We start from the raw sequence: 26,466 nt of genomic DNA, 5'->3' as shown, positions 1-26,466 counted from the left end.
GCCAATTTCAAGGGGTGGTGCATGCCATCGGAAACCCGGATAATGCACAAAAGCCGGCCGGGCACGCTCCAACCAGAGCACCCCGTTCGGCTTTTTTCGTGTCAGGGCTGTCGCACCACTGCAACGCTCCCCGATGGAGCCGCGCGCCAGGTGTCGCTGCCAGCTTTGAGCCGGTCCCATCCCGCGGCCCCGATGGCCGCAGCAAAACTTTTAGGAGTCAACCCGTCATGGGTCAGTCAGTTGTTGTGCTCGGTGCCCAGTGGGGCGATGAAGGCAAAGGCAAGATCGTCGATCTGCTCACTGAAGAAATCGGTGCGGTCGTCCGCTTCCAGGGCGGCCACAACGCCGGCCACACCTTGGTCATCAACGGTAAAAAGACCGTCTTGCATCTGATTCCGTCCGGCATCCTGCGCGACAACGCGCTGTGCCTGATCGGCAATGGCGTGGTGATCTCTCCGGCCGCACTGATCAAGGAGATCGGCGAGTTGGAAGAAGCGGGCGTGGAAGTGCGTTCGCGCCTGAAGATCTCCCCGGCCGCACCGCTGATCATGCCTTACCACATCGCGCTGGATCAGGCCCGAGAGAAGGCCGCCGGCGGCAAGGCCATCGGCACCACCGGTCGTGGTATCGGCCCGGCGTATGAAGACAAGGTCGCCCGTCGCGGTATCCGCATCGCCGACCTGCATTACCCGCCGCAGTTGGAAGAACTGCTGCGCACCGCGCTGGATTACCACAACTTCGTGCTGACCAAGTACCTGGGCGTGGGAGCGGTCGATTTCCAGAAAACCTTCGACGAAGCGCTGGCCTTCGGCGACTACGTGCAGCCGATGAAGTCCGACGTGGCCGGCATCCTGCACGACCTGCGCAAGCAGGGTAAGCGTGTGCTGTTCGAAGGCGCCCAGGGAGCATTGCTGGATATCGATCACGGCACCTATCCGTACGTCACCAGCTCCAACACCACTGTGGGCGGCGCACTGGCCGGCACCGGCGTGGGCGCCGATGCGATCGACTACGTGCTCGGCATCGCCAAGGCCTACGCCACGCGCGTAGGTGGTGGCCCGTTCCCGACCGAGCTGGACGACGAAGTGGGCCAGGGCATTCGCGACCGCGGCGCCGAGTACGGCGCCTCCACCGGTCGCCCGCGTCGCTGCGGCTGGATGGACATCGTCGCGCTCAAGCGTGCGGTGGCCATCAACGGCATCTCCGGCCTGTGCATCACCAAGCTCGACGTGCTCGACGGCATGGAAAAGCTCAAGGTCTGCATCGCCTACGAATACCGCGGCAAGCGCACCGAATACGCGCCGCTGGACGCGCAGGGCTGGGAAGAGTGCACTCCCGTGTACCTGGAATTCCCGGGCTGGACCGACAATACCCACGGCATCACCGAATGGGACAAGCTCCCAGTTGCCGCACGCGCCTACCTGCGCGCGCTGGAAGAACTGGCCGGCTGCCCGATCAGCATCGTCTCCACCGGCCCGGACCGCGACCACACCATGGTGCTGCAGGATCCGTTCGCCTGATCGGCTGACGCAGTTGCAACGCGAAAACGGCCCGGCTTGTCCGGGCCGTTTTCTTTTGAGGATTGCTGAGCATTGGCATGACCTTTGGCGGTGCGCGAGCGAGCGCGAGGGGAGGATCATCGCCGGCATAGCGCAGCCCGCGCCTCCATTTCAGCGAACGAGAACTTTCATGCGTCTTCTCCTGGTGACCGCCATTGCCCTGGTCCTGACCGGTACCGTCCTGGCTAGCTCCGTCTACGCTGCCGAACCCACACCGGCCACTGCGGCCGCTTCCACCGCATCGACCATCACCACGCAGCTGCCTCGCACCGCCATGCCCAGCCATTACGCCATCGACATCACCCCGCATGCCGAGACGATGACCTTCGACGGCAAGGTCAGCATCGATGTCGAGGTGCTGGCGCCCACCGATGCCATCGTGCTGCAGGCAGCGCAGCTGACCTTCGGCAAGGCCACGCTGGCCGCGGCAGGCCGCAAGCCGGTGGCGGCCACCGTCACCACCGATGCGGACGCGCAAACCGCCAGCATTGCGACCGGTACGCCGTTGGCGCCGGGCAAGTATGTGGTGACGCTGGCCTATAGCGGCACGATCAACACCCAGGCCAATGGCCTGTTCGCGCTGGATTACACCACCGCGCAAGGCCCGCGCCGCGCGCTGTTCACGCAGTTCGAAAATTCCGATGCGCGGCGTTTCGTGCCTTCGTGGGACGAGCCCAACTTCAAGGCCACTTTCGACCTCGCCATCAATGCACCGGCCGGGCAGATGGCAGTAAGCAACATGCCCATCGCCTCGTCCAAACCGGGCGCGAACGGGCGCACCCGCATTGCGTTCCAGACCTCGCCCAAGATGTCCACGTATCTGCTGTTCGTCAGCGTGGGCGATTTCGAACGCGCCACCGTCAAGGCCGACAACGGCACCGAAATCGGCGTCATCGCGCAGAAGGGCAAGGTGGGCCAGGCGCAGTTCGCACTGAAATCCGGTCGTGACGTGTTGCACGAATACAACGACTACTTCGGCATCCCGTACCCGTTGCCCAAGCTGGACAACATCGCCGCGCCCGGACGCAGCCAGTTCTTCAGCGCCATGGAAAACTGGGGCGCGATCTTTACGTTCGAATACTCGTTGTTGCTGGATCCGGCGGTGTCCAACATCAACACCAAGCAAGGCGTGTTCACTGTCGCCGCGCACGAGATCGCCCACCAATGGTTCGGCAATCTGGTGACCATGGCGTGGTGGGACGACCTGTGGCTCAACGAAGGCTTCGCCAATTGGATGGAGGCGCGCACCACGCACAAGCTGCATCCGGAATGGGATATCGACAACACCGGCCCCGCGCTGAAGAGCCGCGCGGCGATGCGTCGCGACGCGTACCTGACCACCCACCCGGTGGTGCAACACGTGGCCACCGTGGAGCAGGCCAGCCAGGCCTTCGACGCCATCACCTACAAAAAGGGCGAGGCGGTGATTGCCATGCTGGAAGACTACGTCGGCTCGGATCACTGGCGCACCGGCGTGCGCAGCTATATCAAGCAGCACCAGTACGGCAACGCGGTCACCGACCAGTTGTGGCAGCAGATCGACGCGGTGGCCCCGGGCAAGCAATTCACCGAGGTGGCACACGACTTCACCCTGCAGCCGGGCGTGCCGTTGATCAAGGCGAGCACCCGCTGCCTTGGTGGCCAGACCACGGTGACGCTGGAGCAGGGCGAGTTCACCCTGGACCGCCCCGACAAGCAGCCGTTGCGCTGGCACGTGCCGGTTGTCCTGCGCGGCGGCGATGGCAAGCAGGTGCGCGTGCTGGTAGACGGCACTGCACAGGTGCAAGTGCCGGGCTGCAATGAACCGGTGCTGGTCAATGCCGGGCAAAAGGGCTACTTCCGCACGTTGTATGCGCCCGCGCAGTTCAAGGCGCTGACCGACGGCTTTAGCGCGCTGCCGGTGGTGGACCAGGTGGGCGTGTTGAACGACACCAACGCTCTGGCCGGCGCGGGCGTGCAGTCAGAGGCCGACCTGCTGAACCTCACCGCCCAGGTGGCGGTCGGCGCATCGCCCGATGTCTGGGACATGGTGGCCGGCATCTTCGATGGCGTGGATGCCAGCTTCGAGCGTGACCCGGTTGCGCGCGAGGCGTGGCGTGCCTATGCCGTGCCGCGGCTATCGGCCGAATTCGCAACGCTGGGCTGGGACAACCGCGATGGCGATTCGTCTCAGATCCAGCAGTTGCGTACCCGCCTGATCGCCAGCCTCAGCGACATGGGAGATGCCGTAGTGATCGCCGAGGCACGCCGGCGGTTCGCCGCTTTCCGGGCCAACCCCGCATCGCTGTCGCCGGAACTGCGCGATAGCGTGCTTGGCGCGGTCGCGCGCAATGCCGATGCCGCCACCTGGGACGCGTTGCAGGCATTGGCCAAGCGGGAAACCTCGTCGATGGTGCGCGACACCTATTACGATTTCCTCTCCATGCCCAAGGATGAGGCGCTGGCCAAGCGCGCGCTGCAGCTGGCGTTGACACCGGAGCCAGGCGCCACCACCGGCGCAAGCATGATCGACCGGGTCGCTTCCCAGCACCCGGAGCTGAGCTTCGATTTCGCCGTGGCGCATCGCACGCAAGTGGACACCCTGGTGGACTCCACCTCGCGTGCCCGCTACTACCCCGGCCTGGGCATGGATTCGGCAGACCTTGCCACTGCCGACAAGATCAAGGCCTATGCCGACCAGTACATCGCGCCCACCTCGCGGCAGGCCGCAGACAACGCCATCAACACGATCCAGACGCGGGTGAAGCTGCGTGCGGCGTCGCTGCCGCAGATCAAGTCGTGGTTGAAGGCGCGCAAGGGCTGAGCGCCCCTGATCGGCATGCCCGGTGCTGTGTTGCAGTGCCGGGCATGCGGTCCGTGCACCGCGGGCAGGCGCGGACATCCTCGATGCGCACCCGCTGATCGCTTCGGTTGAGGGCTTGAAGCGATCAGTGGGTGCGCCTACACAACGTCAGTCACGACACGTTGGCACTCGAGAGCCGTTGTGACCTGCCCCGCATCCGGCCGGCACGTTTTGCACCGTCGCCACGCGTTTGCCGTACATCCCGGCGCGTGCATCACGTCATCTGCATTCCCGGAGTGTCACGAGCACGGTTGTCCATCGCTGGCTGCTGGCTCTGCAGCAATGCCTGCTGTCGTTCCGTGTTGGCCATCTCCAGTTGCTGCAGCGATTGCTCCACCGGCGTGCGCACGGCCACATCGGTGGGCATGGAGGCGCGCAGGTGCGCAGGATCACCCCGCTCGCCCTGCACCACAAATACATCGCGCCCGGCGGGGATATCTTTGGTCTGGACGCTCAGCACCACATGGTCGGCGCGCTCCAGGTCGTTCTGGCGGGCAAGGGCCATCACGCTGGCAATCAGACGCTCGCTGTGCACATCTGGCGTCCGCCCAGCTTGCGCATCGATTGCGCTCACACCTGCACGGACCTGCTGCAGTAATGCGTAGTCCCGGTGACCAGGGTCGATATCGGCAAGTTTGGTAGGCGCCTGCGTCCGATCGGGCATACCGTCGACCGATGCTGTGAACGGGCTGCGGGTGATAGAGCGGTGCGGATCGTCGTGGTGGAAATGCGCGGCTTTCTGCTGCCGTTCCAGGCGGACGGCGCGGGCATCGTCGAGCTCGGCGATACGACCAGGGTTGGTTTCTTCGCGCATGGAAGGATGCCCGCCGCCTGCGCTGACATTCACCCACTTCTGCTCTTTTTCGAAGTACATCGCGTAGAAGCTGTTGCTGCCAATGACGTTGGGGTCGACAGCGGAGCGGCCTTCCAGCATCTGGATCGCCTCGGTGGTGCCGAGCTTGGCCAGGTACTGGCTGCCGGCCGCCAGTCCCATTTGCGCAAAGGTCTCATAGCCTGTGTTGCTGATGCGGGCGGCGCCTGCATACTCGTTGTCGAGCATGTTGGTCCAGATCATCTGTTCAAGCTTCTGGGGGCCGCTTTTTTCCAAGGCCGCTTGCAGCAGCACGCGGGGCGTCCAGCAGTTGGGGTCGAGCTCATGGTCCAGGAAGGCTTGATCGTGTGCTCGCATTACGTCTTTGCCTGGCAGGTTTAGTGCCAGGTCCGGGCGCTGAACTTCCATCCAAGATTGCCGAAGCGCAAGATCCTTCTTGAGCAGAGTTTGGCCGAAATCCTCCCATTGTCGTTCGCTGAGCTCCGCGTTGGGGAAGCGCGAGCCTTTGTCATGTTGATTTTTTGCATAGTCCTGAGCATAGCTATTGGCGACCCGGCCAGGCAGGCTGTCATTGCGAACTACGCCTAACGCAAGGGTGCCATAGCCATCAGCCCCCTGTAGTTGTGAGAGGTAATTCCAATACAGTTCCCGGTTTCCTAAGTTCGCATAGCCGCTCAAAATCTTGATGTCTTGATCGGTCAATCCGCTCATGTCCTGCTCCCTAATACCTGGTCCATCACTTGACTTTGGTGCGCGTTAAAACGTCCCTTACGGCATCTTCCATGCGTTTCCAGTCTTTCAAGAACGCTCTCTTGTAGTTCAGGGTGATCGAAAGTTTGTTTTCGATATCAGCGAAATAATGGAAACAACTTGCAGCAACAGCTCCTTTCTCATGGATGACCTCATTGCCCTCAAGTTTTACGCCATCTTTGCGAAACTTGGTGCTATCACACTTGATGACGGTGGTGAGGTTGCCGTTGGCATCACGTGCGACATACCAGTCATCTTCATAAGCAAGGTTGCGGACCGGTAGCTTCCCATAGCGTGCCTCGTACTCGTTTGAATAGTCCTTCATTTTTACTTCGTCGATGGCATAAGGTGTTAGACCAAGGGTCTCCTCTTTAGAAACGCGTAGTTCAAGGCGACTCCTTGGATCCTTCCTTTCGACGGAATTCGCCTCGGTGATAGCCTCGTTGGAAGACCGCCTGGCCAACAAGGTGTCGATTGGAATCCGGTCAACATAGTCGATCGACACAGAGATCTCTTTCCGGAAATCATTCGTGCGCGGATTGGCCCGTGCTCCGGGCGGGGTGGGCGTCATATCTGGCCACTCGATGACCAGCGTCACCCCCTCACCCGGCCATGGCGCGATCTGGCTATCCAGATAGTTGGCGGGAATGCCGAAGGTGTTCGGCCCCATCTTCACGTCGACGGGAGCATCCGAATAGGTGTGCCCGTTGATGGTGCGGCCTGTTGTAACGGTGTCCGACATGGGAGAAGTCCTTTTTTGTTCGGTCGATGGGGTCCGTGCACACGCACTGCTGGTTACAGCCGCGGCAAGTGCAAGTGCGAGGCACCGGCCGGATGACATCATGCGCATTGGTCAATCCATTGCAGGGTTCGCTGTGAACTATAGGCGAATCGGTGTCGATGGGACAGGAATAGCATGGCATACTCGTTGTCGAGCATGTTGGTCCAGATCTGTTCCAGCTTCTGGGGGCCGCTTTTTTCCAAGGCCGCTTGCAGCAGCACGCGGGGCGTCCAGCAGTTGGGGGCGAGCTCATGGTCCAGGAAGGCTTGATCGTGTGCTCGCATGACGTCAGCACCGGGCAAATTCTGCGCTAGATCCGGACGGTGTTCGCTCATCCAGTATTGCCTAGCTTCAAAATCCTTTTTGAGCAGGGTTTGCCGAAACGCTTCCCACTGCCTCTCGCTCAACTGAGCGTTGGCAAAACGCGAGCCGTTGTCGTGCTGGGTCCTGGCATAATCCTGTGCGTAACTATTTGCGACCCGACCGGGCAAGCTATTGTTGCGCACCACGCCTAGCGCCAGCGTCCCGTAGCCGTCTGCACCATCTAGCTGCGAAAGATAATTCCAGTACAACTCGCGGTTGCCCGCGTCCGCATAGCTGGAAAGAATCTTTAGTCCTACTATGTCATTAAATCCGCAGATGCGGAGGCATCACGTCAAGTAGTGCCGCTGCGATGTCCATGGCGATTGTCCAGCGCAGCGTCGCGATCGAGTCGCTCGCGTGGCGCTGGGCGCGCGATTGCCTTGCCGCGCGGTCGGTAATTCTCGGGTAAGGGAGATTCCGCGCATTCCGAGGGTTTTTTTTGATGCGCCCCGCGCAAGCGTTCAGCAACCAGGTACCCATAGGCAGCGACGCATAACCTCGCGTGATGATGGAAGCCCCGCCAGCCACGGCCTTCGTAGTGATCCAGGCCAAATTCCTGTTTCAGATCCTGATAATCGCGTTCAATCCACCAGCGCGCCTTGACCGTCCTTACCAGATCCTTGCGCGGCGTGTTTACCGGCAGGTTGGACAGAAAGTATCGGGTCGGCCTGTCTTGGCCTTTGGGCCATTCGATCAACAGCCATTCCTCCTGACGCAAGCGATCACCTTGTGCTGCACGTACGCGTACGGCGGCGAAACGTCCCGACAACGGTGCGTTGCCGCCTTCCCGCCACGCGACTGTCCTGAAGGCGCGGGAGGGTAACGACAGCGCCAGCGCTTGCACCGACTGTGGCTGATGGTCGGCTGTACGACGATGGCGAACCGGAGGTCGGCCTTGGCCTTTCCACGCCGCCGGCGATTCGGGCCTTTGTCCGGGCGGCCAGACTTTCACGCTCGACACGATTCCCACCGCATAGTTCAGTTCCAGGCAAGCCAGCGCGTCACGCCAGGCCGTATTGCTGCCATAGGCTGCATCGGCCAACACCGTGCCGCGCGCCACTCCCGTGGCATGGGCTGCTTTCATCTGCGCCAGTGCGATCTGCGGTTTGGTCGCGAACTCAATCTCGTGGGGAATTCCCGCTTTTCCCCGGCGTGCTGCATCGCTGGCCCAGTCTTCAGGCAGATACAGCCTGAAAGCGATCGGAATGCTCGCTGCCGGCGTCGCCAACGATACGCTCACGGCCACCTGGCAATTGTCCTGCTTGCCGATCTCGCCGCAGTACTATCAGGCCACACCGACCGAATGCCTGCCCTTCTTGCGAAAACCCGTGTCGTCCACGATCCAGTACACCTCGTCTTTCAAATCCAGCAGCGACGAAACGTACTGACGAACCCGCTCCAACATGGCCGCATCGGACCACTCTGATTTGGCCACGAAGTGGTGCAAGGCTTGATGGCGAGCCCTGGTTCGAAGCGGATCCAGATGAGCAGCCAGGGGCTCAACACTCTTGCGCTCCAAAGGCAGCATCAACGCACTACAATCGCCTCGCAGGCCCGCAGTGCGGTCAGCATGACCGAGCGCGGCGGAGAGTTCATCGAGATAAGCGGAGAAACGCGCTTTGTTGCTGACTGCGGCCATCACGATCCCGCCGTGGGAGAGACTGCTTGCATTGCAGGATAACCTATTTATGACACAGTAGGACTATGGAAGGTCTGAACAACTCCCCTGATCCTGCGACAATCGCATAGAGCCAACGGAACGATAACGATGCAACTGTCTTTCGGCGACGCGGAGTACAACGGCAAACGCAAGCGGACACGGCGCGAGGTGTTCTTGTGCGAGATGGATCAGGTGGTGCCGTGGAAGGACCTGCTGTCCCTGATCGCGCCGAATTATCCGACGTCAGGCCAGCCGGGGCGACAGCCATATCCACTGGAGACGATGCTGCGCATCCATTTTTTGCAGCAGTGGTACGCGCTAAGCGATCCGTCTGCGGAAGAGGCCCTGTACGACACGGTGTCGATGCGCCGTTTCGCCAAGATCGGCGGGTTGGACGATGTGCCGGACGAGACCACGATTCTCAACTTCCGTCACCTGCTGGAACAGCACGATCTGGCGCGCAAGCTGTTCAATCGGGTCAACGCGCACTTGTCGCGCAAGGGGCAGAGCCTGCGAGGCGGCACGATCGTGGACGCCACGATCATTGCCGCGCCCAGTTCGACCAAGAACTAAGGTGAGCGCGACCCTGAAATGCACCAGACCAGGAAGGGCAATCAGTATTTCTTCGGGATGAAGGCGCACATCGGCGTGGACGATGCCTCCGGCCTGGTGCACCACGTGGAATGCACGGCGGCCAACGTGGCAGACATCACGCAGGCGTACAAACTGCTGCACGGCGTGGAATACCCGTTTCGTGTGATCAAGCGTCAGTTTGGCTACGTCAAGGTGCGCTATCGCGGCCTGGTGAAGAAGACTGCGCAGGTGCTGACGCTGTTTGCGCTGTCGAACCTGTGGTTGAAGCGAAAGCAGTTGATGCCTGCCGTGGGGAAGGTGTGCCTGTAACTCGGGCAACACCCCGCAAACGCGCCGGAAACGGCGAAAAACCGAGGACCTGAGTGCCGTGGATGTGGCCAATGTGGTTTGCCTCATCCTCTGACCGCGTTGATCAGACCATCCTTAAAGGCAGCGCTTCGGTGGATTGGGGGCGCCGCGACTCGGCGCGTGCGCGCATGCGTGTGCTGGTCAAGCGCATCCTGCGCAAATAAGGGTATCCGCCCGATCTGCAGGATGCCGTGGTTCGCACGGTGCTGCAGCAGGCCGAAGCACTCGGTGGTCTCAAGATTCAAGTGCAACACGTGATTTGAAAGTTGCCAGTTCATGCTCCATCGCCTCGCTCGGCGTTTTCCATCCCAACGTCTCGCGTGGACGGGTGTTCATCAGTAATGCGATGTGATTGAGGTACTCCTGACTGACGGTGGACAGATCCGCACCCTTGGGCAAGAACTGGCGAAGTAGGCCATTGGTGTTTTCGTTGCTTCCGCGCTGCCAAGGCGCGTGTGGATCGGCAAACCACACATTGATGTTCAGTCCCTGCATCAGCTCGGCATAACACGTCAGTTCGGTCCCGCGATCATAGGTCAAGCTCGTTCGCATCGAAGCGGGAAGCCTTTTCATCTGGCGGGTAAACCCTTCCAGCGCATCGGCAGCCGTGCAGCCGTCCATTCGGCACAGCACCACAAAGCGCGTCTTGCGCTCCACCAACGTGCCAACGCAGGAACGATTGAACGCGCCCTTGATCAGATCGCCTTCCCAATGACCTGGAATCAGGCGCTGTCGCACGTCTTCGGGCCGGTGCACGATGCGTAGTTCCTCCGGCACCCAGGTGCGTTTGGCAGCGGTCGTACGCCGCAATCCCCGAGTAGGCTTGCCCTGGCGTAAAGCCTCCACCAGCTCCTTTTTCAGGCCACCGCGCGGGTGCGCATAGATCGTTGCGTAGATGGTTTCGTGGCTGACGCGCTGGGCAGAATCATCCGGATGCATGATCAAGAGCTTGGCAGCAATCTGCTGGGGCGACCAGCGCCACAGCACAAGATGATCACGCACCAGCTGGAACAAATCCGTCCCCGGGGTCAGCCTACGCCGCCGAACACTGCGCTGACGCCGCGCTTTGTAACGCCTGGCCGCATCTGCCGCACAGTAGCTCGTGGCGCCCTGCCTGACCAGCTCCCTGCTCAATGTCGATGGGCTTCTGCACAGAAGTCTGGAGATCGAGCGCAAGCTTTGACCACGCCGTGTTTCGATTTGCAGCACCGCGCGCTCTTCTGCACTCAGATGGAGATAGCTTTTTGACATGTGAACACCTTACTTGCTATGAGGGTGTTGCACTTGGAAGTTGAGTCTAAGCTCTCTGCTGCCTGGTCTGCATGAGCTGCGGTATTGACGCCAAGCGGCTGCAATAGCAGGATTCGACTACGGAGCCTCGAAACTCCGTAAACAGCGGTACCCACCTCCTTTTGTGCCTGCATCTTCTGCGGGCGCAACCGGCGCGATGCCTGCGTCGGGAGGGCGGCGAATACAACATCCGCAAGGGGAATAAGCCCGCCGACTGTTTGCGGTTTCGAGCCTACCGACTTCCTGTCTGTCGCTTCGCGGCGGGCGGGCCGATTCCATGGAATGAGGAGCAGGCCATGTCGGACGCTGTACAAGATGCGCAGTCACACCCGGGCTACTATTTGCCAGAAGGCACGCAGTACCGTTTGCAGCAACTACGCGACCACCTGCGCTTTTGGGCGCGCCTGGCGCAGCCGCGCACGCAGGCCGAAGAGCAATTGGGGCAGCCGGCCATCCGCATGGACGAGTTGGCATTCTGCCTGGAGCTGCTGGCCGAGCAGGTAACCCAGGCGCTGGCGCAGGTGCCAGCGCGTCTCGCACCCGATGCCTTTGAACCGGCCAGTTAATATTGCGCCACCACACGCGCGCCGGCCTGGCAGACATGAGAGCAGCCTGTAGCAGCGTGTGCCAGCCGATCTACAGAACGCGGTGTAGTGCGTCTGCAGCACAATCGGTCGTCATTCTTTCGTGGCAAGCGCCGCTTTCGCCAAGGCAGACATCAACAGTTTCGCTTTTTCTGGATGCTTGACTTCATTGTCGCTCACCTGCTCAACAACGCTGAATCCATCGGCGTGTATCTGCCTTGGCGTGAACAGCATGCCCGCCGCGCCGGGAACCGATGCCAGCATCGTCAGCGGGTCGTACAGGTTGAGTTTGGTGACCTTTGGCCAGATCTGGTCGAACGCAGTCGCTTGTTTTGCAGCGTCTTGCTGGCCATTCACCTGCGTTGGCGCGCCTGCGGTGAATGTGCGGAAAAACCATGCTTCGTCCAGGCCCGGAAGCAGCCCTGCCTGGATACTGTCCCACAAGCCGTTCAATGCGTTTTTCTGCACGTCCTTCAGGTAGCGGCCTACTGAGTGCCCATTCTCTGCCAAGCTTTCGTAGAAGGCTGGCGACACCGCTGTTTTGTAGGCTGCCTCCTTGGTGACGATGCGCAACGGGATGCGCAGTTGCTGTGCTTTACGATAAAGACCACGCGCCGCGTCCAGATCCGTCGCATTGTTGTAGGCGCGCGCGTCCGGCTGCACATAGCCGTGTGCGTCCTTGACCGGCTCGACCCCACCCATGATGGTGATGTTCTTGACGCGCTCGCGCACAAGGTCCGGATGCGCCTCGACCAGCGCATTGGCGTCGGTCATGCCTGCAATCACCACCATGCTCAGCCCATGCGGTGTCTGCATCAGGCGGTCTTTCATCGCCTCCAGGCTGTTGCTGCAAATGTCGCCCGATTCCGCGCGCAACCCACGGCCTTCCTGCAGGAATTTGGCATGGTCTTTGGTCTGCGCCGCAAGCATCTGGTAATCCTGCCCGCGCGATACACGCACATCGGGTAATTGCAGGCGGTTGAAGACACCTTTGGCGAGCCGGGCGCGCTCCTGCCGCACGTCCGCATCGCCCAATGTCACCGCAACGTCGGTAAGGCGCACAAAGCCCTCCACTTGCAGTTGCTTGCCGATGGTGTAGGTGACCACATCGTCAGGGTCCTTGTTCGGATCGGTAAACAGCACCGTGTCGCGCGGTGTTGCCGGCGTGTGGAAGGTGAGCTCCCGCAACACCGCCGCTTCGTGGGGCGTCAGACGCGTATCGCCTTCGGCCCCGAGTTGCACGAGCATCCGCCGCTGTGTTGCCGTCAGTGGAGGGGCACTGAGCGAGCGTTTGAGTACGGAAGCGGAAGGGACGCGGCGGCTTTTCCGCGGCAGTGCCTGCAGCAAGCCCTCGCCGGTCTCCGGGCAGGCGAGATGATTGCCTGTTGACGCGGTGGCAGTGCGCTCACCGGCGTCCTCGTGCCTGTCCTGGGCGCTCAGATGCATGGGGGTTTTGCGTTGATGCCTGATGGAGTCCATCTGCTGTCCTCATCTCGACGCCGATCAATGGGACATCACTGTGGACAAGGCTCCATCTGCCCGGGAGATTGATAAGCGAAGTGCGCTACCACAGCCCGAAGCGACGATTTCTTCTGCGCTTGCCCAATATAAAAGTGTGATTTGCGTCGATTTCCGTGGCCGCGTGATCAGCGATGCGGGTGTTATGCATCGATTGGGCAATGCAGTTCTATCTATTTCGCCAGAGGCCAAGAGTTTTCGGGCGTCGGTCGGGGCGCAGCGGCGTTGGAGTGTAATACTGGCCACTCACCGAACCGCTCGAGAGGTGATATATGCGTCCTATGCCATTGACGTCGGCGACACGTAGACCGGTCAGGCAAGATCACAAAGATGTGCTAGCCGAAGCTGGCGTGGGTTCCACGTCGCAGGCAGACGCCCCGCAGGTCAACACACAATTGGCGCAACGCCTACCACGGCCGCCAGTGCGTGCGGCGAGGCTTAGAGAGCCAGGAGAGCCGAACAGGCGCATCGGCGTCCGGATTGCGAGCCTTGGGCTGCAAGCTGCAGGTGTTGGCTCCACGATGGCTGCCTTCTTTTCAGGCGTGCATGCATTGCAGATCCCTTTTGCAGGGGCATATGGTTACGCAACAGATGATGCATGGTGGAAAAACTATGCAAATTGCTCGGCTTTACCAGTTATAGCCTCGCTTGGAGCGATGGCTGGGATGTCCTCGGTCGGGCGCTTGGCGACCTGGTATTTACAGGCACAACAGCAGCCACCTGTCACACGGACAACTGTCACAAAAGCAGCTAGAGCACGTGAGTTAGGAATCACTGAGGAGTGTTTGGATGCCGCCATTGAAATGGTCACCATGCTTGACACAGATACTCCCGCCCCTGAAATGAACGAAGGGGAACGCAATGCACTGGCCATGGATCTTATCCACTTGGCAACAGCAGATCGTTCCCTACTGCCTTCTGAACTCTGGGACGCTGCCAGTGGCGTTGGCGACGATGCCTATGCGTTGGTTGATGGTCTACTGTCGGCTGCGCGCAGCCGCGCGTCTGCGGAGGCCTCTGCATCGTCCTCTAGCTGAGCGCCCTCTAGCGCGTATCTGCGTACTTTAGAATGAGCGCGACGCGGCCTATGGCGCGGCGAGGGACACCGCGCATGGGCCAGCTGTTTTTCAGGACTACACCGGCGCCGACTTCAAAATCCCCGACAAACTCTCACGCAATATCAGTTGCAAATGCATGCGGTTGAGCTCCATGCCGGAGGTCATCACGGTATGCAATCCGCCGCACATGGCGGCGACGGCGTACACGCGGGCCTGGAATTCCTGCTCGCTGCTGGCTGGGTCGGCGTGGCCGCGGAGCAGGCGCTTGAGTAGGGCGCTAAGGTGTTCGATCAGCGATGCGCTCTGGCGGCGCATGAAGGCGGCCAGCACCGGCTCGCGCAAAGTGGCCAGGTGCAGCTCCAGGTCGATGCGGGTGCGCTTGATGTTGATGTCCCGCAGCAGCCATTCTTCAAGCAGCCCGGCGATGAAATCCACTACGTGCACGTTGGCCGGGCGTTCGACCAGCCACATCTGGCGGATGGCGCGCATGTAGTTGCGTTCGAGCAATGCGCGCACCAGCGCATCCTTGTCTTCGAAACGCTGCAGCAGGCTGCCGCAGCTGACCTTTGCGCGCTCGGCGATCAGTTCGAAGCTGGTGGCGCCCAGGCCGATGGCGTCGATGCATTGCTCGGTGGCGTCCAGCACCTCTTCCAGAAGCAGTTCTTCTCGCTCTTTCGCCGTGCGCAGCAGCAGGACGTTGGACATGGGCGGCAGGTTGGCGGCGGGGAGCTGCAGTATACCGGCGGGGCGTCACTCACCCGTTGGGTTGGCTTGTTGCCATGCCATCGGTCATGGGTAGCTGCGCGCGTTGCTTGAAAATGCGTGTTGCCGATGCGGCGATCAACCGTTTTTTCACGGCCGCTGTGCGACATGTGGGTGTGGATTGCAGGAGATGCATGTGAGTGAGAACAGTGCGGTTGCCGGGGTGTCGGCACAGTGGCCGGCGCGGTTGTGGGTGGTGCGGCATGGGCAGAGCGCGGGAAATGTGGCGCGCGATGCGGCCGAGTCCAACGGGGCGAGGCTGATTGCGCTGGAGCATCGCGATGCGGATGTGCCTTTGTCGGCGCTGGGCGAACGCCAGGCTGAAGCCCTGGGTGCGTGGATAGCCGGGTTATCCGAGCATGAGCGACCGACCTTGATCCTGAGTTCCCCTTATGTACGTGCGCGCCAGACCGCGGCCGCGGTTGCGCGTGCGCTGGGCCAACCGGTCGCGTCGGTGAGTGTGGATGAGCGCTTGCGCGAGAAGGAGTTCGGCGTGCTCGACCGTTACACCACCGCCGGCATCATCGCGGCGTTCCCGGAGTTGGCCGAGCAGCGCAAGTTGGTGGGCAAGTTCTATTTCCGCCCGCCCGGTGGTGAGAGTTGGTGCGATGTGATCTTTCGGCTGCGCGGCATCGTGGGCGATCTGCAGCGCAACCATGTGGGCACGCGCGCGTTGATCGTGGGGCATCAGGTGATCGTCAATTGCTTGCGCTATCTGATCGAGCGGATGGACGAGGCCGCCATCCTGGGCATCGACCGCGAAGGCGATGTGCCGAACTGCGGCGTCACCGAATACGCGGCCGCTGCCGATGGGCAATCGCTGGAGCTGGTGCGTACCAAGTTCGTGCCGCCCGAGCTGGCCGATGCGCCGGCGACCACCGAATCCGATCGCCCGGCCGGAGCACGCTGATAGCCGCCGCACGTATCCGCACGCTCACCGCTGCTGCTTTGCGCACGATGCCGCTACCATCGCCCGGCGGCGACAAGGAGCAGCGCGGGCGCGTGTTGATTGTGGGTGGGTCGATGCGCGTGCCAGGCGCGGTGTTATTGGCCGGCGAAGCAGCATTGCGCGCGGGCGCGGGCAAGTTGCAGATCGCCACCGCGGCAAGCGTGGCAGCGGGCATGGCATTGGCGGTGCCCGAAGCACTGGTGTTGGGATTGGCGCAGAACGGGCAGGGCGAGATTACCCGTGGACACCGTGCATTGGGTGCGGCCTTGGCCGGATGCGATGCGGCGGTGATCGGGCCGGGGATGGCATCGTCATCGACGACGGCTGCGTTGGTGAAGCGCGCAGCTGAGAAGGCGATGTGCACGTTGGTGCTGGATGCCGGGGCGTTGTCGCGTGGTTTGCGTGCGCCGATTGGGCGGCCGTTTGTGTTGACGCCGCATGCAGGCGAAATGGCCACGTTGGCCGGTGATGACAAGGCGGCGGTGGAAGCGGCGCCGGATGCGTACGCGCTGACCTTTGCGAAGAAGATGCGCAGCGTGGTGATCGTCAAAGGTGCAGACAGTTTTATCGCCGGGCCGGATGGTGCGTTGTGGGTGCATCGTGGTGGCGTGTCCGGGTTGGGCACTTCCGGCTCGGGCGATACGTTGGCCGGCTTGATTGTGGGCTTTGCCGCACGTGGGAGCGATGTGTTGACCGCTGCGTTGTGGGGTGTGCTTGTGCATGCAACGGCCGGTAGGCAATTGTCCAAGCGCATTGGCACGGTGGGGTTTTTGGCGCGTGAGATTCCGTTGGAAGTGCCTGGGATTCTTGATCGGTTGTCGCGCGGGTGATCAAAGCCCCTCTTCTTGGGCGATGCGTGCGTCCAGGTCAGCCAGATCTTGTGCCGTTGGCGCCGGCTGGCCTGCGTTTGTGCGTGCAGTTGTGTTGCGGCGCTTGGCAACGACTCGCCATCTACTGCAAGCGCTGCATGAATCAACGCCAAGTGGCTCAAGCCTTGCGGTAAATTTCCCAGCGCTTCACCGGTGCTGGCATCCATCATCTCCGGCACCAGCTCGCCATCGAGGGTATGGCAGGGGAGCACGCCGGGGCGATGGTGGCGGATGGTGCGCATCAACCAGCTTAGAGCGGCTAACAAAACGACTGCGCTTACCGCCAGGCGGGCGCGGCCGGTGCTCCGAATCGGCATGCACCGCGCCTATACTCCGGTTCCTGCGCGCCGTCCGCACCCAGCTGACGACTGCTCGCTACGTTTTGTCAGCCGCTCTAAATGCGCACGGTTGTGGTTGATTGCCTGGATTGCGCTCGGTAAGCCGACCACGCATTCGACGGTTTGGCCAAACGCATTGCGAGCCGTCAAACCTGCGCCGCATCTGCTCGCGTGCGCTTGCTGCACGTGTGATGCATGTCGTGGCCGGCATTGCGCGTTTTGTTGATTGCCATCGTCATCACCGCTGGCCATGCTTGCATGTTGTCCCGTCAGTGTCGCCGATCCATCCCTTTGGACGATACCCGCCACCATCAGATGTTTCCCGAGCTGGACTCGGCCCAATTGGCGATTACGCGGCGCTTCGCCAGCGGGCCGGCAAAGCGCTTCAGTGCCGGCGAAACTGTGTTCGACGTGGGCGATGCGCACGCGCCTATGTGGGTGGTGCTGGAAGGCGCCATCGAAGTGGTGCGCCGCGACGGGCTAGGCAACGAAAAGCCGATCACGCTGCACACGCCTGGTCAGTTCACCGGCGAGATCAGCCAGTTGGCAGGGCGCGCATCGCTCGCTGCCGGCCTAGCCGGGCCGGACGGCTGTCTGGCGTTGCCCTTCGACACCGCGCATCTGCGCGCACTGATGATCAGCTCGGCCGACGTGGGCGAGGTGGTGATGCGTGCGCTGATCCTGCGCCGCGTAGGATTGATCGAAGGCGATGCCTCCGGCTCGGTGTTGATCGGCAAGCCGGACGATGCGCATCTGACCCGCTTGCAGGGCTTTTTGACTCGCAATGGCTACCCGAACACGGTGATCGATGTTTCCGATGAAGAAGGCCGCGCGCTGGTCGATCGGCTGGGCATCCAGGAGCACGACTTGCCGGTGATGGCCTGCCCCAGCGGCCGTGTGCTGCGCCAGCCCAGCGATGTCCAAGCGGCGCATTGCCTGGGCATGACGCCGGACATCGACCCCAATAAGCGCTACGACGTGGCGATTGTCGGCGCCGGCCCGGCCGGTCTGGCGACGGCGGTGTATGCCGCGTCCGAAGGTTTATCGGTGCTGGTGCTGGATCAGCGCGCCATCGGCGGGCAGGCCGGCGCATCGGCACGTATCGAAAATTATCTAGGCTTTCCGACCGGAATTTCGGGCCAGGCGCTGGCCGGGCGCGCGTACAACCAGGCGCTGAAATTCGGCGCCGAACTGGCCATCCCGATTGAAGCAGCCACGCTGGAATGCGGGCGCGACGATGGCGCGTTGACGCTGGATCTTGCCGACGGCAAACAATTGCTGGCCAGCACCGTGGTCATCGCCTCGGGTGCGCGCTACCGGCGCCCGGACATCGAAGGGCTGGATCGCTTCGAAGGCCATGGCGTGTCGTACTGGGCATCGCCGGTGGAAGCGCGCCTATGCCAGGGTGGTGTGGTGGCGTTAGTCGGTGGCGGTAATTCTGCAGGCCAGGCGGTCGCGTTTCTGGCGCCGCGGGTCAAGGAACTGCACTTGATCATTCGTGGCGACGGGCTGGAAGCGTCGATGTCGCAATACCTCATCGAACGCATCGCCGCACTGCCGAACGTGCAACTGCATACCGGCACCGAAGTCTCCGCGCTCGAAGGCGACCCGGAGCGCGGCCTACACGCGGCGGTGCTACGCACCAGTGCCGACGGGCAGACCATGCGCGTGGAATTGCGGCATCTGTTTCTGTTTGTCGGCGCAGACCCCAACACCGGTTGGCTGCAGAACTGCGTGGAAACCGACAAGCGCGGCTTTGTCATTACCGGCACCGCGCGTGGCGATGGCGTGCCGGCGTGTTTGCCGCTGGAAACCAATCGCCCTGGTGTGTTTGCCATCGGCGATGTGCGCGCCAGCTCGGTCAAGCGTGTGGCCGCCGCAGTGGGCGAGGGCGCCGCAGTGGTCGCACAGATTCACCAGTATCTGGCGCACCAGGCCAACCCGGTGCCCATGTCCGAACTTGCCAGCGCCAACCAGCAATCCCCCACCTCATGAGCGACCACTGCCACACACCGCGCAGATTGCCGAGGTCACGCCGAGTGCGCTTGGCTGCGAACAATGCCGGGCCATCGATAGTCCATGGGTGCATCTAAGCCTGTGCCGCAGGAGTGGCCACCGCACATTGCCACGCCACCGGCCACCCCATTATCGAAGCCTACGACCCACCCGAAGGTTGGGGCTGATGCTATGTAGACGAGGTGGAAGCGGAGCTGCCGGATCGGACATCGCAACTTGGGCCAATTCCGCGGTCTGTGTGCGACGGCACGGTAGCGCCGCTGAGAATCGGGATTGGGGAGTCAATGCATTCACTCCGGCCAATGCACCTGCGGCAGCGCGCCGATTTGCGGGTGGGCGAACAGGTAGCCTTGTTGCAGGCCGATGCCCATGTCGCGCAGGGTGCGGCATTGGTCAGGGTGTTCGATGCCTTCGGCGATCACCGCGATGCCGAGTTCTTCGCACATGCGGGTGACGTGGCAGACGATGGCTTGGCGGCTGCGGTCGGTGTTGATGCCGCGGATCAGGGCCATGTCCAGTTTGAGCAGGTCCGGTTGGAAATCGGCCAGCAGGCCGAGCCCCGAGTAGCCGGCGCCGAAATCGTCGATGGCGGTTTTCATCCCGTGCGCCCGATAGGTGCGCAGGATCGAGAGCAGATGTGCCGGGTCGGCTAAGCGTTCCTGCTCGCTGACCTCAAAGATGATGGCGTCCAGCGGCCAGCAGTATTGTTCGGTGGCCGAGAGCGTGGCGCGCAGGCAGTGCTCGGGGTTGTAGACCGCGTTGGGCATGAAGTTGATCGATAGCAATGTCGGAAGCGCGATCTGCGCTGCGCATTCGATCGCCTTGACGCGGCAGGCTTGGTCGAAGGCGTAACGGTTGCGCTCATCGACGGCGGCCAGAATGCTGCCGGCCGATTCGCCATTGACCCCGCGCACCAGTGCTTCGCTGGCATAGATGCTACGGGTGGACACATCGACGATCGGCTGAAAGGCCATCGTGATCGCGGTGGGAAAATCCTGGCCATCGCGGCAGGCGTTGCAGACGGGAAGCGTTGGCATGGCTGAGCAATCGTGCGGCGTGGAGTCAGCCTAGCGGTATCGGCCGCAACAGCGCGTCATTGAGTCTGCACAGGCATCCTCGCGGCATCCTCACTCCGCACGTGGTCGGGCTCGGCGATACTGCGCCATCGCTCGCATCGGACTCCCCCATGACCGCTCTCACCGAACGCTACGCCTTGGCCGTGGACTACGCGCGCATCGCCCATGCCGGGCAGGTGCGCAAGGGCACGCAGATCCCGTATCTGAGCCATTTATTGGGCGTATCGACGCTAGTGCTGGAATGCGGCGGCGACGAAGAACAGGCCATTGCCGGCTTGTTGCACGATGTAGTGGAAGACTGCGGCGGCGGCCATGAGACATCGATCCGCGCGCAGTTCGGCAATGCGGTGGCCGACATCGTGATGGCATGTACCGACGCCGCTGCCGAAGACAAGGCCGAGGTGGACAATACTCGGAGTGCGCGCAAACGCGATTGGCGCGAGCGCAAGCTCGCCTACCTGGACCATCTACGCAAGACGCCGGAGCGTGCATTGCTGGTGTCGGGCTGCGACAAGCTTTACAACGCGCGGACCATCGTGCAGGACCTGGAAAACCCCGCCGTGGGCCAGGACATCTTCAACGTGTTCACCGCCGGGCGTGAGGGCACGCTGTGGTACTACGGCGCGCTGGAAGAGATTTTCCGCACTCGCAGTGCCGCCACCGCACGGTTGTTCAGTGGCGTGGTGACACATATGCAGGCGTTGGCGCACACCGGCAAGCAGACGGTGCCGGCGCACGCGCTGGGATAATGCGTTTGCAAGATGTGGCACGTTGGACGTCGCCGCTGATCGGCCGCAAACGCTGATATCGGCTGCATGCCGCGCGCTAAGCAAGTGCATTGTCGAATGCCGGTTTGCTAGATATTCAGTCCCAGCATTAGATGGATCGGATTTAGAACGGCTAACAAAACGACTGCGCTCACCGCCAGGCGGGCGCGGCTGGTGCTCCGAATTGGCATGTACTCACGCGTACACTCCGGTTCCTCCGCGCCGTCCCCACCGAGCTGACGACTGCTCGCTACGTTTTGTTAGCCGCTCTATTTTAGGATCGATATGCCGAGCCGACTTGCCACATCGGCGATCGAGTGCCCACGGTCAGCGACCTGCTTGACCGCCTCGACCTCGAACTCTTGCGTGTATCGCTTGCTGCTCATAGACACCCCTATTGCTGCTGTGAATCATGGCCGCAAGGTGTCTAGGAAAGACGGGGCGACTCAGGTCGAAAGCACGCTGCCAGATGGCAAGATGGCAAGGCCTTAAAGATCCCCAAGCCGCGACTGCAGCGCTGCAACCGCTGCCAGCCCTGCGGTTTCTGTGCGCAAAATGCGTGGGCCCAATCGCAGACCGCTGAAACCAGCCGCGCCGAGAATCGTGCGATCGCGTGGCGACCAGCCGCCTTCCGGCCCGATCGCCACGATCACACTCTGTTGGATGCTTGCCGGCAGCGTGCTCAGGCGATGCTCGCCCTGCGGGTCCAACGTCAACCTTAGTTCGCGCGGATCGCTTGCCTGCGCGGCTTCCAGCAGGCCGAGTGGCGCAGCCAGATGCGGAACGCGTGCGCGCCCGGATTGTTCGCACGCCGACACCACCACGCTGCGCCAATGCGCAACGCGTTTTTCCATGCGTGCCGGATCGAGCTTGACCTCGGTGCGCTCGGCGTTGACCGGCACGATCGCCGCAACGCCCAACTCGGTGGCCTTCTGCAAAACCAGATCCATCTTCTCGCCGCGTGCGATGCCCTGGAGCAAGGTGATCCGCAGTGGCGATTCGTTCGCCAGCGGCTCGGCACGTTCCACCATCGCGCGTGCCTCACGCTTGCCGGCCACGGTGATGCGTGCGTGGTAATCGCTGCCATCGCCGTTGAACAGGATGCACGCATCGCCCTGGCGCAGTCGCAACACGCGCAACAGATGATTGGCCGATTCCTCGGGCAGCGTGACTTCCTGATCGCAGTGCAGCGGCAGCGCAACATGGGAGCGGGTCAGGCGCATGCAACGGCCTGCTCGATGGCATGGCGTGTGGTCGCGGCCAGCAGCGCAAGTTGCGTCTGGTCCACGCAGTACGGCGGCATCCAATACAACACGTCGCCGAGCGGGCGCAGCACCACGCCGCGTTCCAACGCAGCGCGATACGCCTTCAGGCCAACCCGTGCCGTCGCTGGAAACGGCGTGCGTTTGTCGCCACCTTGGGTGAGTTCGAACGCAACGATCATGCCGGCCTGACGCACGTCCGCCACCGCGCTGTGTTCGCCTATCTGCGCAGCGAGCGTGGCCATGTGCTCTGCGGTGTGCTGGTTGCGCGCAACCACGTCGTCGTCTGCGAAGATTTGCAAGGTCGCCAATGCGGCCGCACACGCCAGCGGATTGCCGGTGTAGCTATGCGAATGCAGGAACGCGCGCTCGCGCGAATCGTCGAGGAAAGCCTCGTACACCTGCTGCGTTGCCAGTACCGCCGACAACGGCAGGAAGCCGCCGGTGAGTCCTTTGGACAAGCACAACAGGTCGGGCATGACGCCGGCCTGTTCGCAGGCGAACAAGGTGCCGGTACGACCGAAGCCGGTCGCAATCTCGTCGGCGATCAAAAACGCGCCATGCGCATCGCATAATTCGCGCGCGCGGCGCAGATAGACCGGGTGGTACATGCGCATGCCGCCCGCACATTGCACGCGCGGCTCCAGAATCAGCGCGCAGATTTCGCCGGGCGATCGTTCGAACATTGCCTGCAGCGCGTCGGCCGCTTGCAGCGCGTAGTCTTCCGCGGTCTGTCCGGGTTCGGCCAGATAGGCGTCGGGCGAGGGCGCGAACATCGATTCCAGCAACAGCGGCGCATACACGCGCCGGTACAACGGAATGTCGCCGACCGACAGCGCACCGATGGTCTCGCCGTGGTAGCCGTTTTCCAGCGCGACGAAGCGCGTGCGGCGGTGCTCGCCGCGATTGTGAAAGTAATGGAAGGCCATCTTCAATGCCACTTCCACGCCGGCCGAACCGTTGTCGGCATAGAACACTTTGGACAACGGCGCGCGGCCGGCCTGACGCGGCGCGATCGCCAACAGCCGCTCGGCCAGCTGCACTGCCGGCGAGTGCGTGAAGCCGGCCAGCATCACCTGCTCCAGTTCGCCGGCCTGCCGCGCGATAGCCGCACCGATGCGCGGTTCGGTATGGCCAAACAGGTTGGTCCACCAACTGCCGACCGCATCCAAATAGCGGCGGCCATCGTGACCGACCAGCCACGCACCGTCGCCGCGTGCGATCGGCACCAGCGGAAGTGTGTGCGGGTGCTCACGCATCTGCGTGCAGGGGTGCCAGAGCACCGCAAGATCGCGTTGCCGCCAATGTTCGGCAGCTTGGGAGGCTGCGTGGTCTGCTAGGATTTCGGGTTCATGAACATGTCGATGCATACGCCTATTCTATCGGTCGGCTCCGCTGCTGCGTGTTACGCATGAGCCCGCGCCTGCCGACCATCCACAAGATCACCGATCTGGGTGACGGCCCGTTCCGTCGACAGCAACTGGATCTGGAATTTTCCAATGGGCAGCGCCGTTTGTACGAACGCCAACTCAGCCAGGGCCACGGCGCCGTGGTGGTGGCGCCAATGCTCGACGCGCAGACCGTGCTGCTGGTGCGCGAGTACGCGGCCGGCGTGCATCGCTACGAGCTGGGCCTGGTCAAAGGCCGCATCGATGCCGGCGAGACGCCGGAGCAGGCGGCCGACCGCGAGCTCAAAGAAGAAGCCGGCTACGGCGCACGTCAGGTGCAGGTACTGCGCGCGATGACGCTCGCTCCTACATACATGAGTCACCAATCCTGGTTGGTACTGGCACGCGATCTCTATCCCGAGCGCCTGATGGGCGATGAGCCGGAAGAGATGGAAGTGGTGCCCTGGCCGATCGCACGTCTGGACGAATTGATGCTACGCGAAGATTTTTCCGAAGGCCGCTCGCTGGCCGCCTTGTTCATTGCGCGCGAGTGGCTGGAGCGCCATCCATGATCCGCATCCCGATGGAATTGCGCGAAGCCGTGATCGCCATCGCGCGCGATGCGGGGGCGGCGATCATGGAGGTGTACGCGCAGGACTTCGCAGTAGAGATCAAGGCCGACACCAGCCCGTTGACCCAGGCCGACCTGGCCGCCAATCGCGTCATCGTCGACGGGCTGCGCCGGGTCGCCCCGGACGTGCCGGTGTTGTCGGAAGAATCCACACACGTGGACTGGGAAGAGCGACAGTCCTGGACCACTTATTGGTTGGTCGATCCGCTCGACGGCACGCGCGAATTCGTCAAGCGCAACGGCGAGTTCAGCGTCAACATCGCACTCATCCATATGGGCGCGCCGGTGCTAGGTGTGGTGCAGGCGCCGGTCGATGGGCGTGTCTGGTATGCCGCACGTGGCGAGAACGCCTTCCGTCGCGATGGCGACCGCGACCAGATGCTGCACACGCGCATTCCCGCGGCTACACCGTTGCGGGTTGCGGCCACCCGGTCGCACCGCGACGCGCGCACCGCCGCCGCGCTCGCGCGCATGGGCCAGATCGATGTGGTTGCGCAAGGGTCGTCGTTGAAGTTCTGCCGCATCGCCGAAGGCGACCTGGATGTCTACCCGCGCTTTGGTCCCACCTCCGAGTGGGACACCGCTGCCGGCCAATGCGTGTTGCATGCTGCCGGTGGCGTGTTGTTGGCCAGCGGCACCGGCAAGCCGTTTCGCTACAACCGCCGCGACAGCTTGCTCAATGGCGAGTTCGTTGCGTTGGGCGATCCCAATCTGCCGTGGCGCGATTGGCTTGCGTGAGCGCCGCTACTAGATGACTGTGCATGCGACGCGGCAGTGAGTGCGCAAAGTCCTCATGAAGTGAAATTGTAGATTCCTGCTACCGCTCGCCTCCGCTGCATGATGCCGCTGCGATGGTTCTGAGTCGCTGCCGCGCTATTGCGTAGGCAGCGCACCTCAACTGCATAACGCCCCAGGAATACACGATGCCTCAGACCCCGCCGACCGGTAACATCCAGCACCTGCTGCAGCTGATGGCGCGCCTGCGCGATCGTGAGCACGGCTGTCCTTGGGATGTGGAGCAGACCTTCGCCAGCATCGCGCCGTATACGATCGAAGAAGCATACGAAGTTGCCGATGCGATCGACCGCAACGACCTGCCGGGTCTGCGCGACGAATTGGGCGACCTGCTGCTGCAAGTGGTCTTCCACGCACAGATGGCTACCGAGCAGGGCGCCTTCGGGTTTGCCGACGTGGTTGCCGCACTCAGCGACAAGCTGGTGCGCCGCCATCCGCACGTATTCGCCGAGCAACAGGCCGAAGACGCGCAGGCCGTGCGCGCCAACTGGGAGCAGATCAAGCGCGACGAACGCCGCGCCGCCGGCAACCAGGACGACTCCGCACTCGCCGGCATCGCGCGCGGTCTGCCGGAATGGCAGCGCTCCACCAAGCTGCAATCGCGCGCGGCGCGGGTTGGCTTCGACTGGCCGGGCCCTGTGCCGGTGCTGGAAAAACTGCAGGAAGAAATCGAAGAGCTGCGGGTGGAATTCGCACGCGGCCCGGTGGCCGACAATCAGGCCCGGCTGGAGGACGAGCTCGGCGATGTGTTGTTCGTCTGCGCCAACTTGGCGCGGCACGCCAAGGTCGATGTCGGCGCCGCGCTTCGACACGCCAACCTGAAATTCGAACGCCGCTTCCGTGCGATGGAAGTGCAGGCGCACGCTATGGGCACCACGTTGGCAGCGTTGTCGTTGAGTGAGCAGGAAGCGCTATGGCAACAGGTCAAGCGTGGCGAGCGAGGTGGTGACGTATCGGCTCTCGACAAGCCAGCCCTCCACGCGCCTAGTTCCGATGAACCTGCCGTCGGCGAGCAAGCTCCCGACAACCCGGACGTGCATCAGGCAGACTTCGACAAACCACGCTCCAACACGCCAAGCTCCAACACGCCACGCCACGCATGAACTTCGCGCCCACTACGCTGCTGCTGTTCGCGGCCACCGCGATTGCCGAACTGGTCGGCTGCTATGTTCCTCCTCTATCGCTGCGCAAAGGTAGCAGCGTGTGGCTGCTGCTGCCGACCGCGCTGAGCCTTGCCATCTGTAATGGCTGTTGAGCCTGCATCCGGATCCCAGCGGGCGTGTCTACGCCGCCTATGGTGGCGTCCGTATCGCCAGCGCCTTGCCGTGGCTGTGGTATGCGGAGCAGGTGACGCCGACGCGTTGGGATCTGCCGGGCGCTGCCTGTTGCCTGCTCGGCATGGCGGTCATCACGTTCTCGCCGCGTAGCGCCTGA

At 62.5% G+C, this 26,466-nt stretch carries 19 protein-coding genes, 2 other RNA genes and 8 pseudogenes; 18 read left to right on the top strand and 11 right to left on the bottom strand.

The window, feature by feature from the left end:
• Positions 1 to 227 precede the first annotated feature (227 nt).
• Both J5I97_RS14075 and J5I97_RS14070 read left to right on the top strand, forming a co-directional pair.
• Positions 228 to 1,520: an adenylosuccinate synthase gene (locus J5I97_RS14075; protein WP_208587184.1), complete on the top strand. Its 1,293-nt coding sequence runs from the start codon at positions 228 to 230 to the stop codon at positions 1,518 to 1,520.
• Positions 1,521 to 1,803: 283 nt separating this feature from the next.
• A pseudogene (locus J5I97_RS14070) lies at positions 1,804 to 4,362 on the top strand (M1 family metallopeptidase); the annotation flags it as partial.
• A gap of 253 nt (positions 4,363 to 4,615) precedes the next feature.
• Here J5I97_RS14070 and J5I97_RS14065 read toward each other — a convergent pair.
• The 4 genes and pseudogenes from J5I97_RS14065 to J5I97_RS14050 form a co-directional block, all read right to left on the bottom strand.
• Positions 4,616 to 5,944 (bottom strand): Smlt3024 family type IV secretion system effector, encoded by a 1,329-nt coding sequence (locus J5I97_RS14065; RefSeq protein WP_208587180.1) that lies wholly within the window; start codon positions 5,942 to 5,944, stop codon positions 4,616 to 4,618.
• A gap of 25 nt (positions 5,945 to 5,969) precedes the next feature.
• A complete protein-coding gene (locus tag J5I97_RS14060; protein WP_208587178.1) occupies positions 5,970 to 6,833 on the bottom strand; it encodes a Smlt3025 familytype IV secretion system inhibitor in 864 nt (287 codons plus the stop codon).
• A gap of 68 nt (positions 6,834 to 6,901) precedes the next feature.
• Positions 6,902 to 7,387, bottom strand: a pseudogene (locus J5I97_RS14055) (XVIPCD domain-containing protein); the annotation flags it as partial.
• A 32-nt stretch (positions 7,388 to 7,419) separates the two neighbouring features.
• A pseudogene (locus tag J5I97_RS14050) lies at positions 7,420 to 8,766 on the bottom strand (IS701 family transposase).
• A gap of 129 nt (positions 8,767 to 8,895) precedes the next feature.
• On the opposite strand from J5I97_RS14050, the pseudogene J5I97_RS14045 reads away from it, so the two are divergent.
• Together J5I97_RS14045 and J5I97_RS20630 are read left to right on the top strand one after the other, a co-directional pair.
• Positions 8,896 to 9,690: pseudogene (locus tag J5I97_RS14045) on the top strand (IS5 family transposase).
• A gap of 113 nt (positions 9,691 to 9,803) precedes the next feature.
• Positions 9,804 to 9,992 (top strand): annotated as a pseudogene (locus J5I97_RS20630) (type I restriction enzyme endonuclease domain-containing protein); the annotation flags it as partial.
• Here J5I97_RS20630 and J5I97_RS14035 read toward each other — a convergent pair.
• On the bottom strand, positions 9,964 to 10,980 hold the full coding sequence (locus J5I97_RS14035) for an IS30 family transposase (RefSeq protein ID WP_208586408.1): 1,017 nt from the start codon (positions 10,978 to 10,980) through the stop codon (positions 9,964 to 9,966). The pseudogene J5I97_RS20630 and the gene J5I97_RS14035 sit on opposite strands and share 29 nt — an antisense overlap.
• 335 nt (positions 10,981 to 11,315) lie before the next feature.
• Here J5I97_RS14035 and J5I97_RS14030 point away from each other — a divergent pair, with 335 nt between their 5' ends.
• Positions 11,316 to 11,585, top strand: a complete 270-nt coding sequence (locus J5I97_RS14030) for an XAC0095 family protein (protein ID WP_208587176.1) — start codon at positions 11,316 to 11,318, stop codon at positions 11,583 to 11,585.
• Positions 11,586 to 11,696: 111 nt separating this feature from the next.
• Here the strand turns inward: J5I97_RS14030 and xopQ are convergent, their stop codons facing one another.
• The gene (gene xopQ / locus J5I97_RS14025; protein WP_279631206.1) at positions 11,697 to 13,049 is read right to left on the bottom strand and encodes a type III secretion system effector XopQ; all 1,353 of its coding nucleotides are present in this window, start codon (positions 13,047 to 13,049) and stop codon (positions 11,697 to 11,699) included.
• A gap of 22 nt (positions 13,050 to 13,071) precedes the next feature.
• On the opposite strand from xopQ, the gene J5I97_RS14020 reads away from it, so the two are divergent.
• Together J5I97_RS14020 and xopAV are read left to right on the top strand one after the other, a co-directional pair.
• Entirely contained in the window at positions 13,072 to 13,428 is a 357-nt protein-coding gene (locus tag J5I97_RS14020; protein WP_208587175.1) for a hypothetical protein, read from the top strand.
• A complete protein-coding gene (gene xopAV, locus J5I97_RS14015) occupies positions 13,394 to 14,158 on the top strand; it encodes a type III secretion system effector XopAV (RefSeq protein WP_345776680.1) in 765 nt (254 codons plus the stop codon). Before J5I97_RS14020 ends, xopAV begins: the two co-directional genes overlap by 35 nt.
• Positions 14,159 to 14,254: 96 nt before the next feature.
• Here xopAV and J5I97_RS14010 read toward each other — a convergent pair whose 3' ends face one another.
• Positions 14,255 to 14,884 (bottom strand): TetR/AcrR family transcriptional regulator, encoded by a 630-nt coding sequence (locus J5I97_RS14010; RefSeq protein ID WP_208587174.1) that lies wholly within the window; start codon positions 14,882 to 14,884, stop codon positions 14,255 to 14,257.
• 187 nt (positions 14,885 to 15,071) lie between these two features.
• Here J5I97_RS14010 and J5I97_RS14005 point away from each other — a divergent pair, with 187 nt between their 5' ends.
• From J5I97_RS14005 to J5I97_RS13985, 5 genes and pseudogenes are all read left to right on the top strand, one after another.
• Positions 15,072 to 15,851 carry a histidine phosphatase family protein gene (locus J5I97_RS14005; RefSeq protein ID WP_208587173.1) on the top strand — a complete coding sequence of 260 codons (780 nt, stop codon included), beginning with the start codon at positions 15,072 to 15,074 and terminating at the stop codon, positions 15,849 to 15,851.
• On the top strand, positions 15,851 to 16,720 hold the full coding sequence (locus J5I97_RS14000; RefSeq protein ID WP_208591747.1) for an NAD(P)H-hydrate dehydratase: 870 nt from the start codon (positions 15,851 to 15,853) through the stop codon (positions 16,718 to 16,720). The genes J5I97_RS14005 and J5I97_RS14000 overlap by 1 nt, the downstream gene beginning before the upstream one ends.
• A gap of 354 nt (positions 16,721 to 17,074) precedes the next feature.
• A non-coding RNA gene (locus J5I97_RS13995) (sX9 sRNA) lies at positions 17,075 to 17,150 on the top strand.
• A 232-nt stretch (positions 17,151 to 17,382) separates the two neighbouring features.
• A complete protein-coding gene (locus tag J5I97_RS13990) occupies positions 17,383 to 19,092 on the top strand; it encodes an FAD-dependent oxidoreductase (protein ID WP_208591746.1) in 1,710 nt (569 codons plus the stop codon).
• Positions 19,089 to 19,352, top strand: a pseudogene (locus J5I97_RS13985) (UBP-type zinc finger domain-containing protein); the annotation flags it as partial. The gene J5I97_RS13990 and the pseudogene J5I97_RS13985, both read left to right, overlap by 4 nt.
• A 51-nt stretch (positions 19,353 to 19,403) precedes the next feature.
• On the opposite strand, the gene J5I97_RS13980 reads toward J5I97_RS13985, so the two are convergent.
• Positions 19,404 to 20,150 (bottom strand): EAL domain-containing protein, encoded by a 747-nt coding sequence (locus tag J5I97_RS13980; protein ID WP_208587172.1) that lies wholly within the window; start codon positions 20,148 to 20,150, stop codon positions 19,404 to 19,406.
• A 149-nt stretch (positions 20,151 to 20,299) separates the two neighbouring features.
• On the opposite strand from J5I97_RS13980, the gene J5I97_RS13975 reads away from it, so the two are divergent.
• Together J5I97_RS13975 and J5I97_RS13970 are read left to right on the top strand one after the other, a co-directional pair.
• A complete protein-coding gene (locus tag J5I97_RS13975; RefSeq protein WP_208587171.1) occupies positions 20,300 to 20,938 on the top strand; it encodes an HD domain-containing protein in 639 nt (212 codons plus the stop codon).
• A 207-nt stretch (positions 20,939 to 21,145) separates the two neighbouring features.
• Positions 21,146 to 21,222: non-coding RNA, sX9 sRNA (locus J5I97_RS13970), on the top strand.
• 15 nt (positions 21,223 to 21,237) lie between these two features.
• On the opposite strand, the pseudogene J5I97_RS13965 reads toward J5I97_RS13970, so the two are convergent.
• The 3 genes and pseudogenes from J5I97_RS13965 to bioA form a co-directional block, all read right to left on the bottom strand.
• Positions 21,238 to 21,342, bottom strand: a pseudogene (locus J5I97_RS13965) (transposase); the annotation flags it as partial.
• 102 nt (positions 21,343 to 21,444) lie between these two features.
• A complete protein-coding gene (locus tag J5I97_RS13960) occupies positions 21,445 to 22,179 on the bottom strand; it encodes a 16S rRNA (uracil(1498)-N(3))-methyltransferase (protein ID WP_208587168.1) in 735 nt (244 codons plus the stop codon).
• Entirely contained in the window at positions 22,170 to 23,588 is a 1,419-nt protein-coding gene (bioA, locus tag J5I97_RS13955; RefSeq protein ID WP_208587166.1) for an adenosylmethionine--8-amino-7-oxononanoate transaminase, read from the bottom strand. The genes J5I97_RS13960 and bioA overlap by 10 nt, the downstream gene beginning before the upstream one ends.
• Before the next feature lie 41 nt (positions 23,589 to 23,629).
• Here bioA and nudE point away from each other — a divergent pair, with 41 nt between their 5' ends.
• The 4 genes and pseudogenes from nudE to J5I97_RS13935 all read left to right on the top strand — a co-directional run bounded on the left by nudE (position 23,630) and on the right by J5I97_RS13935 (position 26,466).
• A complete protein-coding gene (nudE, locus tag J5I97_RS13950) occupies positions 23,630 to 24,178 on the top strand; it encodes an ADP compounds hydrolase NudE (protein WP_208587164.1) in 549 nt (182 codons plus the stop codon).
• A complete protein-coding gene (gene cysQ, locus J5I97_RS13945) occupies positions 24,175 to 24,975 on the top strand; it encodes a 3'(2'),5'-bisphosphate nucleotidase CysQ (RefSeq protein ID WP_208587162.1) in 801 nt (266 codons plus the stop codon). The genes nudE and cysQ overlap by 4 nt, the downstream gene beginning before the upstream one ends.
• Before the next feature lie 185 nt (positions 24,976 to 25,160).
• Entirely contained in the window at positions 25,161 to 26,135 is a 975-nt protein-coding gene (gene mazG / locus J5I97_RS13940; RefSeq protein WP_208587160.1) for a nucleoside triphosphate pyrophosphohydrolase, read from the top strand.
• Positions 26,132 to 26,466: pseudogene (locus J5I97_RS13935) on the top strand (YnfA family protein). The gene mazG and the pseudogene J5I97_RS13935 overlap by 4 nt, the downstream one beginning before the upstream one ends.

The organism is Xanthomonas fragariae, from assembly GCF_017603965.1.
GTDB lineage: Bacteria > Pseudomonadota > Gammaproteobacteria > Xanthomonadales > Xanthomonadaceae > Xanthomonas > Xanthomonas fragariae_A.
Note: the sequence above shows the minus strand (reverse complement) of the source record. Positions and strands in the feature narration are given on the sequence as shown.